Source organism: Bradyrhizobium sp. SZCCHNR3119, from assembly GCF_032487775.1.
Classification (GTDB): Bacteria; Pseudomonadota; Alphaproteobacteria; order Rhizobiales; family Xanthobacteraceae; genus Bradyrhizobium.
Genome location: NZ_JAUEUV010000001.1, coordinates 2,026,332 through 2,042,199, shown reverse-complemented (window position 1 = coordinate 2,042,199; position 15,868 = coordinate 2,026,332). Strand labels below are relative to the sequence as shown.

Sequence of the window (15,868 nt, the reverse complement as noted above, 5' to 3'; positions counted from 1 at the left end):
TCATGCCCGGCCGCTTGTTCCTGTCCTCCGGCGATCTGATCGCCGATCGCCGCTATGAATTCGCGCGTGACCTGCAGCTGAAGGGGGATCTCGCCGCCGCGGCCGAGGTGCTGGAGCAGGCGCTCGAGGTGGCGCCGAATTTCGCGTCCGCCTGGTTTGCATTGGGGGAAATCCGGGACGACATGGGCGAAGCCGATGCGGCGATCGCTGCCTTTCAGAAGGCCTGTGTCGCCGATCCGGATGATCGTCACGGCGCCAGCGTGCGCTTGATGCGTCTTGGCGCCAAGCCGCTTTCGGACATGCCCAAGGCCTATGTGCAATCGCTGTTCGATCAATACGCCCCGCGCTTCGAACAGGAGCTGATCGAGCGGCTGCACTACTGCGCGCCTGAGATCCTGTTCAAGGCGGTGCTTTCGGTGCGCGCGGCGCAGAAGAAGACCGCCTTTTTCAAACGCGCCGTGGATCTCGGCTGTGGCACCGGCCTCGGCGCTGCGGCTTTCGCCAAGAATGTCGATACGTTCATCGGCGTCGATCTGTCTCCGGGCATGATCGAGCAGGCCCGAGCCACCGGCCTCTATGCCGAGCTCGACGTCGATGACATGACCGCGGCCTTGCTAAGGCAGCGGGATGCAAGCGCCGATCTCGTGCTCGCAGCCGACGCGATGGTCTATGTCGGCGAGCTCGCGCCGGTTCTGCAGCAGGTGCAGCGCGTGCTCATGCCCGGCGGTCTGCTTGCCTTTACCGTCGAGTCTCACGACGGGGATGGCGTGATCATGGGCGGTGGGCTGCGTTATGCCCACGCTGCGGAATATATCCGCAATGCGACCGCGTCAGCGGGATTGACGCTTTCACATCTCGTGCCGGCGAGCCCGCGCACGGAAGATCAAGTGCCGGTGCGCGGCCTCGTTGTGGTCGCGACGAAAGCTTGAGTTGTTGCGCGACATCATGAGTTGATCGCACTGCACTCTGCGACGTGCGGCAACTTCATGCTTGCCGCGTGCTTCCCGATGTCGAAGGATGAGCGCCTAGGGAGGACACAACAAATGAAAAATCGTCAGACACGGCGCCAATTCTGCGCGACCGCACTTACTGCCGTTGGTGTTGCGACCATTGCCGCCCCTTGCGTCTGGGCTGCCGAGAAGAAATACGACGCTGGCGCCAGCGACACCGAGATCCGGCTCGGGCAGACCGTGCCGCATTCCGGACCCGGCTCGCTGTACGGCGTGCTTGGGCGCGTCGGCGAAGCCTATTTTCAGATGCTGAACGAACAGGGCGGGATCAACGGTCGCAAGATCAAGTTCCTCACCATGGACGATGCCTATAGTGCCCCGAAATGTGTCGAGGCGACGCGGCGGCTGGTGGAGCAGGAGGAGGTGCTGGCGCTGTACGGCTCGCTCGGCACCGCACCGCAGACCGCCGTGCACAAATATCTCAACGCCAAGGGCGTGCCGCAGCTTCTGCTCAACACCGGCGCCTCGAAATGGAACGATCCGAAGAACTACAAATGGACCATGGCCGGGCTGCCGCTCTATCCGACCGAAGCGCGCATCCTCGCCAGGCACGTGATCAGCGTGAAGCCCGAAGCCAAGATCGGCATCCTCTATCAGAACGATGATTTCGGCCGCGATTTTCTGGGGCCATTCAAGAAGGTGCTGGCTGATGCCGGCGGCAAGGCGGAGGTGATCATGGAGCAGACCTATGATCTCACCGATCCGACCATCGATTCGCAGCTGATCAACCTGTCGAAATCGGGCGCGGACGTCTTCTACAACATCACCACCGGCAAGGCGACGTCGCAATCGATCCGCAAGGTGGCTGAGCTCGGCTGGAAGCCGCTGCAACTGCTGTCGGCCGGTTCGACGGGACGCTCCATCCTGAGCGCGGCCGGCTTCGAGAACGCGGCCGGTATCGTCGCCATCCGCTACTCCAAGGATGCCGGCGTGCCGCGCTGGAAGGGCGATCCGGAGGTGAAAGGCTTCGAGGCGCTGCGGGCCAAATACCTGCCCAATATCGATCCCGACAACACCATCGCCTATGCCGGCTACGGCCAGGCGGCCACGATGGCCGAGATCCTGCGCCGCTGCGGCGAGACGCTGACCCGCGAGAATGTGCTGAAACAGGCCTCGACCCTGGCAGGATTCCACTCGCCGTTCTTCATCGACGGCATCAATTACGACTACACGCCGGACGACTACACACCGATGAAGACGCTCTATATCTCCATCTTCGACGGCAAGGACTGGCAGATCTCGGACAGGCCGGTGACGGAATAATGAGTGATCCTCATGGTGGGGAGCGCGTCAGCGCGTCTCCGGACGATGCTGCGCATTGCCTCGTGAACCATGAGGTCTCGATGCGGCCTCACCCTTGACGCCCGCCAAATTGGTGAGCTCCTCAGGGTGAGGGGAAAGCGCGAAACGCGACCCGGAAGACCGTGACCAGTCTGCCCTCGACGAAACCATGGGGACGGCTTACCTGTTGCAGGTGCCGCTCCGCGTCAAACCAGTGCTGACCGATGACGCCGCCGCGCCGTTGCCGGACCATTTCCTGAAATGGTTTGCGACGCGCGGATGGGCGCCGCGCGCGCATCAGCTGGCCTTGCTGGAGAAGGCGCGCGCAAACCGCTCGGCGCTCCTGATCGCGCCGACGGGGGCCGGCAAGACACTGGCGGGATTTCTGCCGACATTGGTGGAGCTGGACCCGCGAGCGGATCGCCGAGCCGCAGCCTCGCCCGCCGCACAGCCTGCTCTTTCCGCTGCGTCACCCCTTGTGGGCTCCGAGGCGAGCGAAGCTCGCTCTCGCTCTCAAGAGCGGGGAGGCGTCACGAGCACCGGCCGCGGTGTCATCCGTAGCAGCGGCCTGCATACGCTCTATATCTCGCCTTTGAAGGCGCTTGCGGTCGACATCGCCCGTAATCTGCAGACTCCGATCGCCGAGATGGGCCTGCCGATCAAGGTCGAGACCCGCACCGGCGATACCCCGGCCTCGCGCAAGCAGCGCCAGCGCCGCTATCCGCCGGACATCCTGCTGACGACGCCGGAGCAGCTGGCGCTGCTGCTATCGTCGGCGGACGCGCCCTATCTGTTTTCCTCGCTCAGGCGAGTCGTGCTCGACGAACTGCACGCGCTCGTCACGTCCAAGCGGGGCGACCTGCTGTCGCTCGGTCTCGCCCGCTTATGGCGGATTGCCCCTGAGTTGCGCATGATCGGCCTGTCGGCGACGGTGGCCGAACCGGAGCAGCTGGCGCGCTTCCTTATGCCGCAGCCGGCCGGAAGGTCCGAGGCCGCCGATGTCGTGCTCGCCGGCGGCGCCGCGCCGCCGGTCGTACAGATGCTCGATACGCGCGAGCGGCTGCCGTGGGCCGGCCACAGCGCGCGCCACGCACTGGCTGAGATGTACGAGCTGATCAAGGCCAACAAGACCACGCTGATCTTCGTCAACACCCGCAGCCAGGCCGAGATGCTGTTCCAGGAATTCTGGCGCATGAATGACGATAATCTTGCGATCGCGCTGCATCATGGTTCGCTCGATGTCGCGCAGCGCCGCAAGGTCGAGGAGGCGATGGCGGCCGGCAGGTTGCGCGGCGTGGTCTGTACCTCCTCGCTCGATCTCGGCGTCGACTGGGGCGACGTCGATCTCGTCATCAATGTCGGCGCACCGAAGGGCTGCTCGCGGCTGATGCAACGAATCGGCCGCGCCAATCATCGGCTCGACGAGGCCTCCCGCGCTGTTCTGGTGCCCGCCAACCGCTTCGAGGTGCTGGAATGCAGCGTCGCGATCGATGCGATCGCCGACAATGCCCAAGATACGCCGCCGTTGCGCACCGGCGCCCTCGACGTGCTGGCGCAGCATGTACTGGGGTGCGCCTGCGCTGAGCCGTTTCTCGCCGACGAGCTTTATTCGGAGGTGATCACGGCTGTGCCCTATGCGGCGCTGTCGCGCAGTGATTTCGACGACGTGCTCGATTTCGTCTCCACCGGCGGCTACGCGCTCAAGACCTATGAGCGCTTCGCGCGCATCAAGCAGGACAGCCAGGGTCGTTGGCGCGTCGCCAATCCCAAGGTGCGGCAGAGCTATCGTCTGAACGTCGGCACCATCGTCGAAGAAGCGATGCTGAAGGTACGGCTGGTGCGATCGCGCGGAGGCGCTGCCGGCTCGGCGAGCGCGATTGCGCGCGGCGGGCGATTGCTTGGCGAGATCGAGGAGGCGTTCATCGAAGGCCTCACCTTCGGCGACACCTTTGTGTTCAGCGGCGAGATCGTGCGTTACGAGGCGCTGGTCGAGGATCAGGTCTATGTCAGCCGGGCCAATGACAGCGATCCCAAGGTGCCGTCCTATATGGGCGGCAAGTTTCCACTCTCGACCTATCTCGCCGATCGCGTGCGCCGGCTGCTCGATGATAGCAGCTCGTGGAGAGCATTGCCCGAGCAGGTGCGCGACTGGCTCTCGCTGCAGAAGGATGTCTCGCGCGTGCCGGCGCGACGCGAGCTCCTGGTCGAGACCTTTCCACGCGGCAACAAGCACTACCTGGTCTGCTATCCCTTCGAAGGCCGGCTCGCGCATCAGACGCTCGGCATGTTGCTGACGCGTCGGCTGGAGCGGGCGCGGGTGCGTCCGCTCGGCTTCGTCGCCAACGAATATGCGCTTGCGGTCTGGGGGCTCGGTGACATGTCGCTGATGGTTCGCGACGGCCGACTCGATCTCGCCGCTTTGTTCGATCCGGACATGCTGGGCGACGATCTCGAAGCCTGGCTTGCCGAATCGGCGCTCATGAAGCGCACGTTTCGATCGTGTGCGATCATTTCCGGCCTGATCGCGCGCCGCTCCACCACGGAGGAGAAGACGCGACGCCAGGTGCTGTTCTCGACCGATCTCGTCTATGACGTGCTGCGCAAGCATCAGCCGGATCACGTGCTGCTGCGGGCTGCGCGCGCCGATGCCGCGACGGGCTTGCTCGACCTGCGCCGGCTTGGTGATATGCTCAAACGCATCGAGGGGCGAATCACCCATCGGGAACTCGATCACGTTTCGCCGCTCGCAGTGCCGGTGATGCTGGAAATCGGCCGGGAGTCGGTCTATGGCGAGGCGGCCGACGAGCTCCTGGCCGAAGCCGCCGACGAACTGGTCAGGGAAGCGATGGGGTAAACGCATTGCTCCAAGCGTCGCTTCGCGGCACGAAAGAGCCGTTGGAGAAGCACGGCAGGGAACAATGAAGTTGCGGGGCGATAATTCATCCACATCGTCATGCCCGGCCTTGTGCCGGGCATCCACGTCTTTCTTTGCCGAGCAAAGACGTGGATGGCCGGGCCAAGCCCGGCCATGACGAACTCTGTGGTTCGACCGGTTGTTTCCTCCGGCAGAGTGGATGTCGCTGGCGTCTCGCTGCTCGCCGATCTCTCCGGCGCCTTGTGGTGGGACGACGAGCGGCTGCTCGTCGTTTCCGATTTGCATCTGGAGAAAGGCTCAAGCTACGCCGCGCGCGGCACTTTGCTTCCGCCCTTCGACACCGCAGCCACTCTCGCGCGGCTCGCTGGCGCGATTGCGCGCTACAATCCGAAGCTCGTGATCGCACTCGGCGACAGCTTTCATGATCGCGATGCGCACATGCGGCTATCGGGTGATGACCGCGCCTCGATCGCCGATCTGCAGGTCGGGCGCGACTGGCTCTGGATTGCGGGTAATCACGATCCTTCGCCGCGCGATGTCGGCGGCAGTGTGGCGGATGAAATCGCGATCGGCGCAGTGACCTTCCGCCACGAGCCGACCGGCGCGCGAGGCGAGATCGCGGGGCACCTGCATCCCAAGGCACGCGTGGCGACCCGGGCGCGCAGCGTGGAGCGGCGTTGCTTCGTCTCCGACGGCGAGCGCGCGGTGATGCCGGCCTTCGGCGCCTATGCCGGCGGCCTGAGCGTGCGCGACGCGGCATTTGCAAAGATTTTTCCGAAGCGATCCTTCATCGCCCATGTGCTCGGCGACACCAGGCTGCACAGCATCGCCGCGGCGCGGTGCTATTAGAATTAGGGTTTATCGTAAGCGCCCGCGAATCCGGTGCGCCCTCTCCCCCGCTTGCGGGGGAGAGTCGGAGTGGGGGCGCCACCAGCACCGCTCGTGTGACGGCCCCCTCCCTAACCCTCCCCCGCAAGCGGGAGAGGGAACTTACTGTCCGTGGGGCGCGACGCTCGCGATCGTCGGCAACGGCCTACGCCGCCTTGGCCTGGGCCTTGTCGCAGAACTCCGCCAGCCGCTCAGCCAAACGCAAGGTCGCCGAGCTCGCATCGGGCGAGGCGACCAGCGCGAGTTCGGTGTGCTCGATCGGCGCGAAGCCTTCCTTGGTGGTGAGCACGCGATGGTCGGCTTGCACCGACATGTCGCTGAGAATGCCCAAGCCGAGACCGGCGGCGACCGCGGCCTGGATGCCGGCCAAGCTCGACGACGTATAGGCCATGTGCCAGGCGCGGCCGGCGGTTTCGAGCGCGTGGATGGCGCGCCTGCGATAAAGGCAGCCGGGCGGGAACCCAATCAGCGGCAGCGACGGGCTGTCGAGGTCGACCGGGTGGCCCTTGCTCGTCACCCAGTAGACCTCTTCCGGCCAGGCCGCGATCGCCGCCCTTTCGTCGTCGGCGCTGCGCTTGAGCAGCGCGAGATCGAGATCGCCGCGCTCGAGATCGCGTTTCAGATAGAGGCTCTGGTCGGCCCGTACGTCGAGCCGCAGGTGAGGATGCGCGCGGGAAAACGAGGCCAGCAGCCTCGCCAACCGGTAGGCGGCGAAATCCTCGGGGATGCCGAGCTTCACCGCGCCATCGGCCCCCGGCCGCCCGACCACGTCGCGGGCCTCTTCGGCCAGCGCCAGCAGCCGCCGCGCGTAGGACAGCAGCCGTTCGCCGGCTTCGGTCGGGGTGACGTCCTTGCCGTTGCGGTTGAGCAGGATCTGGCCGAGATCCTCCTCCAGGCGTTTGATCTGCTGGCTGACGGTCGATTGGGTGCGGTGGACGCGCTCGCTCGCCCGGGTGAAGCCGCCGGCTTCCACCACCGAGACGAAGCTGCGAAGCAGGTCGAGATCGAGCATATCTGCCCCATTCAAAAAACCACTGGAGTTAAGTTTATCATTTAATTTCCAAATGGGAAGCGGCGGCCGTACATGGGTGGGTAAAGGAGAATGCCGGTGTCGCTTGCCCCCTCGGTTCCCATCTCGCGCTCTGGGTTGAATTACCTGCCGGTCGAGATCGGCCTGTTCTGCCTGCTCTGGAGCTTTGCCTTCGTCGCCGGCAAGATCGGCGTGACCTATTGCCCGCCGCTGCTGCTGCTGGCCGCGCGGTTCTCTCTGGCCGGCATCTTGATTCTGGTGGTTTCGGCCATCCGCCGCGACGCCTGGGCGATGTCCTGGCGCGATGCGATCGTGTTCGCCGTGATCGGCATCGCCAACAACGCGCTCTATCTCGGTCTCGGCTATACCGGCCTGAAGACGGTCTCGGCCGGGCTCGGCGGCCTCATCGTATCGGCCAATCCAGTGTTCACCGCTGTATTCGCCGCACTGTTGCTCGGCGAGGCACTCACCTGGCGCAAGGTCGCAGGCCTCACGCTCGGCATCGTCGGCGTCGGCATGATCGTCTGGCACCGGATGTCGGTCGGCACCGACCAGCTTGACGGCATCCTCTACACTTTGGCTGCGCTGGCCTCGATCGTATCCGGCACCATCCTGTTCAAGCAGCTCGCGCCGAAGGGAAGCCTGTGGATCGGCAACGGCATTCAGAACCTTTCGGCCGGCATCGTGCTGTGGCCGTTTGCGTATGCCTTTTCCAGCGCGGATGCGGTCACGCTGAACCCGCAGCTGATCGGCGCTTTCGCCTTCCTCGTCTTCGGCGGATCAATCCTCGCCTATGTGCTGTGGTTCCATCTCCTGAAAGTGTGTGGCGCGATCGCCGCCAGCGCCTATCACTTCCTGATGCCGCCCCTGGCGATGATCTTCGCCTTCCTCGTGCTCGGGGAGCACGTCGCGTTGCAGGATCTGTTCGGCGTCGTTCCCGTCGCGCTCGGCATCTATCTGGTGACGCGCGCGCCGGCTCGGGCGGTCCAAGCTGTGGGAGTCAAAGCATGAACCTTTCCATCACGCTGATCGGCGGCCCGACCGCCTTGATCGAGATCGACGGCTTTCGCCTTCTCACCGATCCGACCTTCGACCAGCCGGGCAGTTATCAACTGCCTCACGTGAAGCTGGAGAAGCTGATCGGTCCGGCGCTCGGGCCTGATACGGTCGGTGAGATCGATGCGGTGCTGTTGAGCCATGACCAGCATTCGGACAATCTCGATCATGGTGGCCGCGATTTTCTCAGGCGAGCAGCCCGGGTGCTGACCACGGAGATCGGCGCCAAGCGGCTGGAAGGTCATGCGGAGGGGCTTGCGCCCTGGGCAACGACGCAACTCACCAAGGAGGGCAAGACGCTGACGGTCACCGCGACGCCAGCGCGTCACGGTCCGGCCGGTATCGAGCCGTTCGCCGGCGACGTCATCGGCTTCGTGCTGCAGCCGCAGCAGAGCGCACCGATCTATGTCAGCGGCGACACGGTGTTCTATGACGGAGTTGCCGAAGTCGCGCGTCGCTTCAAGGCGGGTGTGGTGCTGCCGTTCGCGGGCGCGGCGCAGACCCGCGGGCCGTTTCATCTGACGATGGATACCAACGACACGATCGAGACGGCACGCGTCTTTCCCGACGCGCTGATCGTGCCCGTTCACACCGACGGCTGGGCGCATTTCCGGCAGAGCGCGCAGGACCTGCGAGCCACCTTCGATGCACTCGGCTTCGGCCCGCGGTTGAAGCTGCTGGAGCCGGGGGTGCGGACCGCGATCGAGGTGTAGTGGTCGATTCCGTCATGTCGAGGAGCGTCAGCGACGAAGCCTCGCTGGCAACGATGGACAGGATCAATCGCGCCTGAATACGATCGACGCCATCCATCCGGTCATCAGCGCCATGGCTGTCGTGACGAGGCCATAAATCAAGCCATTTTGCCGCGCCGTGGTCGCCACGAACTGTTCGAAGCCGATCTTGACGATTTCGAACGCGGTTTCGGTCTTGCTGATGAAAGTGCCGTTGGCGAACAGCTTGATCTCCACCTCATAGGTGCCGATCGGCACGGCGGCCGGCAGCGGAATGCCGGTTCGGAACAAGGTCGGCGTCAGGAAGGTAACGGCCGAAGTATCCTCGCGATAGAGGCCATGCTGCGACTGCAGCCGCACGAAAGCGCTGCGGAAGGCATCGTTCGGTACCACGTCGGCATAATCCGGACCCACCCGCTGGGTCAGCAGCACATTGTTGAGTCCAAGCTGCTGCCGTCGCTGCACCTCGGGCGGCGCGATCGCCTCGAAAGACCGGTTGGCGAACAGCGCGAGATAGCCAGGGACTTTCAGAAACTGCCGCGAGTCGGTGTTGATCCAGATGCCGAATTTGCGTTCCTTGCGCCGCGTCACCATGTCGGCGCGCGGTCCGAGCACGGTCACGACCAGATCGTAGCTCGCCCGCATCGACGGCGTTTGCGCATCCTTTTCGACCGAGCCGAACAGCACCAGCTCCTCGCCGGCGTAGTTCGGCGTCACGGTGACCCGGTGATTCGACACCGAGACGATCAGTCGCTCGGCTCGTGCAGGAGCAGTGGCACTGAGCGCGAAGGCCATCGCCATGCCTGCAATGAGCCGGCGCGCACTCATTCGCTCACTCCCGTCTCGCGGATCGTGAACAGGTCTTCGGGGCGGATCACGAGTTCAACCGCAAAGCGGATACCGACCGCGAGAATCAACAGCCCGAGCAGCAGACGCAGTTGCTCGCTGCGGATCATCTGGCCGGCGCGGGCTCCGAATTGCGCGCCGGTGACGCCGCCGACCATCAGGATCAGGGCCAGCACGGCATCGACCAGATGATTGCTGATTGCGTGCAGCATGGTTGCGATGAGCATGGTCGCGAGCGTGAGCACCATCGAGGTGCCGATCACGGTCGAGGTCGGCACCCGCAGCAGATAGATCAGGAGCGGCACCAGGATGAAGCCGCCGCCGATGCCCATTACCGCGCCGAGAAAGCCGATGATGACGCCGATGACGATGACGGGAATGACCGAGACATAGATCTTGGAGCGCTTGAACCGCATCTTCAGGGGCAGCCCGTGGATCCAGACATGGCTGCCCGGCCGTCGTACCGCGACGAACTCGCCGCGGCGCGTGCGCAGCAAGGCACGCACGCCCTCCCAGACCATCACCCCGCCGACCGATGTGAGCAGAGCGACATAGGAAAGCGCGATCATCAGGTCGAGTTGGCCGAGGGCGCGCAACAGCGTGAAGGTGGAGACCCCGAGCGCTGTGCCGATCGCGCCGCCGACCAGGAGCACCGAGGCCAGTGACGGATCGATCGCCCGCCGCCGCCAATAGGAGAGCGCGCCGGAAAAGGATGATGCGGCGATGTGGCTGGACACCGAGGCGACGGCAACGCCCGGTGTGATGCCGACGAAGATCAAGAGCGGGGTCATCAGGAAGCCGCCGCCGATGCCGAACATGCCGGAGACGAAGCCGACCGCCGCGCCCATGGCGAGCAGCAGGAAGATGTTGACCGGGATATCGGCGATCGGGAGATAGATCTGCACGCGCGTCAGCTCGTGGTCGGGACTCGTGGCTCTTTTCGCGCGAGCAGCCCGCCGCTCACGCGCGTGACTCTTGTGCTCCTTGAATAGCCGAAATGCGCAGGCGGCGGGACATGAAATCCCCCCCTTGCGGCTTTTTTGCCGCGAGGTCGGGGATTCCTCTTCCGGCCTAATCAAAGATGGAGAGACGTACGGCGGCGGCCATCACATTTGTGACGCCGGCCGCAGCGCGAGGTTCATCCAGCGCTCGCGCTTCGCGCATGTGCAAGGGCAGGCGCGGATGGTCTCACGTACGAACAAGCCCCAGCCCGGATTGTCTCCGGGCGAGGACAATGGATGACATCGCCGGCTTTGTGCTCACGCCGGAAATCAACGCGAAGCGGCTGCCGTCGTCGTCACATGCTTGGCGGGGGTTGCCTTGGCCGCAGGCTTGGTGGTCGTCTGCGCAGGCGGGGCATCCCAGCCGCCGGCAGGTGCAGGCACATTGACTGCATCATCCGGCTGCGGCTCGGCGGTGAAGGTCTGGATGGCCAGCTTTGCGGCAGCCAGCGACTGCGGGTCGAGGCGCTTTGCGACATCGTCGCGTTTGCGGCCGGCATCGGCATCGCCCTGTGCGGCCGCCAGGCTGAACCATTTGTAGGATTCGGCGAGGTTCTGCTCCACGCCGATGCCGCGGGCATAGAGGATACCGAGATTGAACTGGCTGTCGGCGACGCCACGCTCGGCGGCTTTCCGGAACCATTGCGAGGCACTCTTGTAGTTTGCGCCCTTGCCGCCGCCATCGGCGTCCAGCACCGCAAGATTGTGCATCGCCTTGGCGTTGCCGCGCTCGGCAGCAACCACGTAATAGCGGCGCGCGATGTCGACATCCTTCTTCACGCCAAGGCCCTTCTCGTAGAGGGTGCCGAGCCGGAAGACCGCCGGGATCAGTCCGGCCTGCGCTGCGCGGTCATACCACTTCGCGGACTCGTCGAAATTCGACGGCACGCCCTTGCCTTCGGCAAACCGCACGGCGACCTCGTAGGCCGCGGCCGGATCGCCCTTCAGGGCGGCGTTGCGCAGCACGGGACCGCCGATCGTGTCCGGCAGCCGCTCGGTCGGCGGCACCTGGATCGTGCCGAGGCCCTGGCCATTGCCGGCCGTCGGGATCGTGCCGGTGATGTCGCTTGCCGCGGGCGGCGGGGCCGCGGATTTGTCCTGATCCTGCGGGATCGCCAGCATCGCGATCGTCTCTGCCTCGCTCGGCATTGCGCGATTATAGGACTGCCGGTCGATGGGAGTGGGTGACGTCAGCGACGGGGTCGTCTGGTCCGGCGCGGCAGGCCTCGCCAGCGCGGCTGGCGGCATCCGCGGCGGCTGTGCCTCGTTCTGGCTCTGGGTTTGGCTTTCGATCGGGGGAGCCGGCGGCGGTGTGCTGCCGCTGTCGAGCAGCGACATGGCGAGCTTGAAGGTGCCGAGCACGATCACGACGACGCTGGCCCCGACGAGGAGCGAGCGGATCTTGGCGCCGAGCGTGGAGGCTTCCTCCTCGACCTCCGGGCCGACGATGACGGCCGCCTGCTCCTTCGCCTTCGGCGCCGGCTTGGCGGCCTCCTTGACCTTGTCCTTTTTCTTCTTCTCGGCGGGCTTTTTGCTCTCGGCCGGCTGAGCGGCAGCGGCTTGCGCTGCGCGGCGCGCCGCAGCGATGAAGCTCGAGGTCGAGACCGGTTCGCGCTTGCCGACCGGAAGATCGCCGAGCGCGCTTTCCGAGGCCGCAATGCGTTCGGCTGGTGATGTCCGACCGGGAGGCCGCGTGCCCGGCTCCAGGGGATGATCCGGCGGCAGTTCGGGCAGCATGGCCGCAGGACGCGGCGCCTGCGCCGTATGCGGCTCCAGGATATCGGCGATCGCCTTGGGCGGAATCGGCGGCGTGAGGGCGGAGGCGGGCGCAGCGGCCGCGTGGAAATCGCGCGGCGCCGCGGCAAAGATCGCTTGGTTTGCACCCTGCCGCGCAGTCTCGTTCGCATCCAGCGCACCGGTCTGCGCCGCCGGGTTTGGCAGTTCCGGCCGGTAGGACTCCGGTTTGCCACGTTCGAAGGACGCCGGCTTGTACCCATCCGCCTGCGGCTCGGGCGCCGCCATTTGCGGCACCAGCGGCGGCGATGCTGGTTGCGCGGGAGCCGCACGCACGTTGCGCAGATCGCCTTCGATCGTCGCCAGCCGATCCACCACATGACCGAGCGTGTTGTGAACCGCTTCCAACGAACCCTGGGTGTGGCGGTCGGTCTCGGTCTGGCTGAAGCGGAGATCGGACAGCTCGCGCTTGACCAGGTCGATCAGTCCATTGTCCGATGCAGCCTCGCTGCGCTGCGACCTTGCTTCGGAAAGGGCCGCAAACGTCGCCTGCTGGCGCTCGAGATAGCGCAGGATGTCCTGGAGCCCGTTCTCGACGCGGGACATGTTGCCGCTGCGCGGATCGTTCGCGGCCTCCAGGCGCTCCAAGAGATACGAGATGCGCTGTTCGAGATGCGTAAGGGCCGATGCGCTGTCGCTGCCGACCTGCAGGCGGTCGATCCGGTCGGACAGCCCGCGCAACGCTTCTTCGATCTGTGCCGTGTTCTCCGCGGGAGCCGCTGTCCGCTCGCGGCTTTCGAGGGTCGCGGTAAGGGCTGCGATGCGTTGTTCAAGCGCGGCAAAGGAATCGCGGTTGTCGCGCGCCTCGGTCACCTGATCGACCTTGGAGGACAACAGCCTCAGATCTTCCGACAGACGCTCCAGTGCATCATTGGAGGCGATATTGGCGACGATGGCGCGCAGAGCGGCGATCGCGCTCTCCAGCTGCTGCACGGTCGCGGGATCGTCATTGGTGCGCAGGATCAGATCGAGCTTGGCGCCGAGATTGTGGATCGCCTCGGCATAGCCGGTCAGCTGCTCGGCCGGCGTGAGCGAGCCGACCACCTCGCGGATGTCCTTGAGCGTCCGTTCGATGCCCGCAAGCGCCTGGCCGTCGACGCCGCTCTGCCGGTTCTCATCGATGCGGCGCGACAGCGAGCGGATCTCGTTCTCGATGGTCTCGATCGCCTGCCGCGGCATCGCCTCGGTGATGGCATGGCGGATCTCGGCAAGTTCGTTGCGAAACGCTGCGATCGATTGCTCGAGGCCATCGTCGGGGCGCTGCAGTGCCTCGATCTGGCTGGTGATCTTCAGAAGCTGGCGTTCGAGCGAGGAATAGTCCGGGGCCGGCGAGGGGGCCACAGCTGGCGTCATCACCGGGGCCGCAGCGGGAGCCATCACCGGCGCGGTGGGGGGCGCATGATGCGGTGGGAGCGAGCGCGGCGAAGCCGACGCATTATCGAGCTCGCTCTGCCGGGCGCTGATCTCGGCCACCGCCATATCGAGCGAGGCCGGGCTCAGCGGCATCGGATGGCGATAGAGCTGCGCAGCCGCGCGCTCGACGCCGTCAGGGCCCTGATAATGTTCCTCCGTCGCCGGCTTGCGCAGCGGCGTCGAAATCTGCGACAGCCGCGCATCGAGCCGCGAGATCGCGTCGTTGAGCTGTCGTGCGACCCCTTGCTCGTCGCGCAGATTGTCCTTGCGGGCGGCAGGACGTGACATCTGCTCGATCTGCCGCGCGATCGAGTCGAGCCGCTGGTGGATGTCGGCGACCTCGCGGGTCTCACGCTCGCGGGTTTCGCGTGCCGTTGCGATCGCGCGAGGGTCCTGCGGGCGGCGGAAATCCGGCGGTGCGGATGCACCAAGTGTCGAGTTGATCCAGTCGTTGAGCGACAGGCCGGCGCGTTGCGCCGCGGCTTCGGCCCTTTCACGAACGGACGGGTCGATGCCCTCACTACTCCACGATACGCGCGAATTCATGCTCTCGTCCGGTTCCGCTACCGGCGCTCCACCCAGCGCCTCCAGCCTCCCCACGCGTCCCGGCGTCAAGATGATCGGAATCCACGAAGGTCGTCTGCTCCAGTTCCAGACATTTGACTTTTACGGTAAATAACGCGTTAAGTCCGGCGGCCCTGCCTCGCTAAAAGTTCGCAGCCGCACGCGGAAATAGCTTAACCCGTGGTTTTGCGCGCATCCGGATCGAGCGGCACCACGGCGCTCGCAATCGCAGACAGGGCAGTGATCGCCTCTTCGCACCACTCGGCGACCATGCGCTCATGGCGCAGCCCGAGCCGAAGGTTCAGAAGCTTGCCGAGATCGGACGGCGCAGCCGTGCCGTCGGGAAAGCGCTTCTTCAGGATGCGGTCGTAGCGATCGGCGCGATCGCGATGGTGCTCCAGGCGCGCCATCAGATCAGCGCGCAACGGCTCGACATCGGCGGCGCCGAGTGCATAGAGCCGGATCAAGAGATCATCCTTGATCGAGGCCGGCGTGCTCGGCCGCGCCGCCCAGTGCCGGAACGCGGTGCGGCCCTCGGGGGTAAGCGTATAGACCAGCTTGTTCGGCTTTCCCGTCTGCACCACCTCGCGGCCCTGGATGTAACCACGGTCGCGCAAGCGCGAGAGCTCGCGATAGATCTGCTGGTGGTCGGTCTTCCAGAAAAATCCGATCGAGGAATCGAACGTCTTGGCGAGCTCATAGCCCGTCATCGGATGTTCGGTCAGGCATGCGAGGATGGCGTCGCCAAGAGCCATGGCCGGAAACTGCTCCCTTTTTTCTGATCGCGTCCCACCCGGCTGCACGCTTGACATTATGCACAACGGCGCATATGCGTCAATGTGCATATGGGTGGCAGCGCTTTTGGCGCGCGCCGTCTCGAGGAGACGCCACATGACAACGACCGGCCTTGCGAAATGGTACGGCTACATGAAGTCTCACGACGCGAGCGCGCTGTGGGAATTGCTGCATCCGGACGCGGTGTTCGAGAGTCCGGTCGTCCATACGCCCCAGCGCGGACGCGACATCACGTTCAAATATCTGACGAGTGCTGAGAAAGTCTTAGGCGGCCCCGGCTTCACCTATGTCGGCGAATGGCGCAGCGCGACCGGAGCGGTGCTCGAATTCGAGAATGAGATCGAGGGCGTCAAACTCAACGGCGTCGACATCATCACCTTCGACGCCGATGATCGCATCACCCATTTCAAGGTGATGGTCCGCCCCTTGAAGGCGATCAACTTGTTGCACCGCCTGATGGGAGAGCAATTGCAGAACGCGCAAAAGGCGTGACTGCGCCAAAGCACCACAAAGCAACGGCTGCCGCTCTCAGCCTGAAATCGCTACAGTCTGCTGCCGGCCATCCATAATCGCAGCATCCGAAA

12 protein-coding genes are annotated in these 15,868 nt (G+C 65.0%); 7 read left to right on the top strand and 5 right to left on the bottom strand.

Annotation, left to right across the window (positions count from 1 at the left end; genetic code table 11):
- Positions 1 to 2: 2 nt before the first annotated feature.
- The 4 genes from QX034_RS09650 to pdeM all read left to right on the top strand — a co-directional run bounded on the left by QX034_RS09650 (position 3) and on the right by pdeM (position 6,015).
- Positions 3 to 929, top strand: coding sequence for a class I SAM-dependent DNA methyltransferase (locus QX034_RS09650; RefSeq protein ID WP_316195340.1), 927 nt, complete (start codon positions 3 to 5; stop codon positions 927 to 929).
- A gap of 114 nt (positions 930 to 1,043) precedes the next feature.
- Complete coding sequence (locus QX034_RS09645; RefSeq protein WP_315702788.1) at positions 1,044 to 2,273, top strand: ABC transporter substrate-binding protein; 1,230 nt, start codon at positions 1,044 to 1,046, stop codon at positions 2,271 to 2,273.
- A gap of 187 nt (positions 2,274 to 2,460) precedes the next feature.
- The gene (locus QX034_RS09640) at positions 2,461 to 5,145 is read left to right on the top strand and encodes a ligase-associated DNA damage response DEXH box helicase (RefSeq protein WP_315702789.1); all 2,685 of its coding nucleotides are present in this window, start codon (positions 2,461 to 2,463) and stop codon (positions 5,143 to 5,145) included.
- A 174-nt stretch (positions 5,146 to 5,319) separates the two neighbouring features.
- Positions 5,320 to 6,015 (top strand): ligase-associated DNA damage response endonuclease PdeM, encoded by a 696-nt coding sequence (gene pdeM / locus QX034_RS09635; RefSeq protein WP_315745187.1) that lies wholly within the window; start codon positions 5,320 to 5,322, stop codon positions 6,013 to 6,015.
- A 184-nt stretch (positions 6,016 to 6,199) separates the two neighbouring features.
- Here pdeM and QX034_RS09630 read toward each other — a convergent pair whose 3' ends face one another.
- On the bottom strand, positions 6,200 to 7,066 hold the full coding sequence (locus QX034_RS09630) for a LysR family transcriptional regulator (protein WP_315702791.1): 867 nt from the start codon (positions 7,064 to 7,066) through the stop codon (positions 6,200 to 6,202).
- A gap of 96 nt (positions 7,067 to 7,162) precedes the next feature.
- On the opposite strand from QX034_RS09630, the gene QX034_RS09625 reads away from it, so the two are divergent.
- Complete coding sequence (locus tag QX034_RS09625; RefSeq protein ID WP_315745185.1) at positions 7,163 to 8,095, top strand: DMT family transporter; 933 nt, start codon at positions 7,163 to 7,165, stop codon at positions 8,093 to 8,095.
- The gene (locus tag QX034_RS09620) at positions 8,092 to 8,853 is read left to right on the top strand and encodes an MBL fold metallo-hydrolase (protein ID WP_315702793.1); all 762 of its coding nucleotides are present in this window, start codon (positions 8,092 to 8,094) and stop codon (positions 8,851 to 8,853) included. Before QX034_RS09625 ends, QX034_RS09620 begins: the two co-directional genes overlap by 4 nt.
- A gap of 63 nt (positions 8,854 to 8,916) precedes the next feature.
- Here the strand turns inward: QX034_RS09620 and QX034_RS09615 are convergent, their stop codons facing one another.
- The 4 genes from QX034_RS09615 to QX034_RS09600 all read right to left on the bottom strand — a co-directional run bounded on the left by QX034_RS09615 (position 8,917) and on the right by QX034_RS09600 (position 15,244).
- On the bottom strand, positions 8,917 to 9,699 hold the full coding sequence (locus tag QX034_RS09615; protein ID WP_409977791.1) for a TIGR02186 family protein: 783 nt from the start codon (positions 9,697 to 9,699) through the stop codon (positions 8,917 to 8,919).
- Positions 9,696 to 10,622 (bottom strand): sulfite exporter TauE/SafE family protein, encoded by a 927-nt coding sequence (locus QX034_RS09610; protein ID WP_315702794.1) that lies wholly within the window; start codon positions 10,620 to 10,622, stop codon positions 9,696 to 9,698. The genes QX034_RS09615 and QX034_RS09610 overlap by 4 nt, the downstream gene beginning before the upstream one ends.
- A gap of 366 nt (positions 10,623 to 10,988) precedes the next feature.
- Positions 10,989 to 14,471, bottom strand: coding sequence for a hypothetical protein (locus QX034_RS09605; protein WP_315763518.1), 3,483 nt, complete (start codon positions 14,469 to 14,471; stop codon positions 10,989 to 10,991).
- A 191-nt stretch (positions 14,472 to 14,662) separates the two neighbouring features.
- Positions 14,663 to 15,244 (bottom strand): PadR family transcriptional regulator, encoded by a 582-nt coding sequence (locus tag QX034_RS09600; protein WP_315702796.1) that lies wholly within the window; start codon positions 15,242 to 15,244, stop codon positions 14,663 to 14,665.
- 136 nt (positions 15,245 to 15,380) lie between these two features.
- On the opposite strand from QX034_RS09600, the gene QX034_RS09595 reads away from it, so the two are divergent.
- On the top strand, positions 15,381 to 15,776 hold the full coding sequence (locus tag QX034_RS09595; protein ID WP_315702797.1) for a nuclear transport factor 2 family protein: 396 nt from the start codon (positions 15,381 to 15,383) through the stop codon (positions 15,774 to 15,776).
- Positions 15,777 to 15,868 lie beyond the last annotated feature (92 nt).

Excerpts from the sequence above, each read along its gene's own strand:
- QX034_RS09650 (WP_316195340.1), top strand. The coding sequence starts at position 3 with ATGCCCGGCCGCTTGTTCCTGTCCTCCGGCGATCTGATCGCCGATCGC.
- QX034_RS09645 (WP_315702788.1), top strand. The coding sequence starts at position 1,044 with ATGAAAAATCGTCAGACACGGCGCCAATTCTGCGCGACCGCACTTACT.
- QX034_RS09640 (WP_315702789.1), top strand. The coding sequence starts at position 2,461 with ATGGGGACGGCTTACCTGTTGCAGGTGCCGCTCCGCGTCAAACCAGTG.
- pdeM (WP_315745187.1), top strand. The coding sequence starts at position 5,320 with ATGACGAACTCTGTGGTTCGACCGGTTGTTTCCTCCGGCAGAGTGGAT.
- QX034_RS09630 (WP_315702791.1), bottom strand. The coding sequence starts at position 7,066 with ATGCTCGATCTCGACCTGCTTCGCAGCTTCGTCTCGGTGGTGGAAGCC.
- QX034_RS09620 (WP_315702793.1), top strand. The coding sequence starts at position 8,092 with ATGAACCTTTCCATCACGCTGATCGGCGGCCCGACCGCCTTGATCGAG.
- QX034_RS09615 (WP_409977791.1), bottom strand. The coding sequence starts at position 9,699 with ATGAGTGCGCGCCGGCTCATTGCAGGCATGGCGATGGCCTTCGCGCTC.
- QX034_RS09605 (WP_315763518.1), bottom strand. The coding sequence starts at position 14,471 with ATGAATTCGCGCGTATCGTGGAGTAGTGAGGGCATCGACCCGTCCGTT.
- QX034_RS09600 (WP_315702796.1), bottom strand. The coding sequence starts at position 15,244 with ATGGCTCTTGGCGACGCCATCCTCGCATGCCTGACCGAACATCCGATG.
- QX034_RS09595 (WP_315702797.1), top strand. The coding sequence starts at position 15,381 with ATGACAACGACCGGCCTTGCGAAATGGTACGGCTACATGAAGTCTCAC.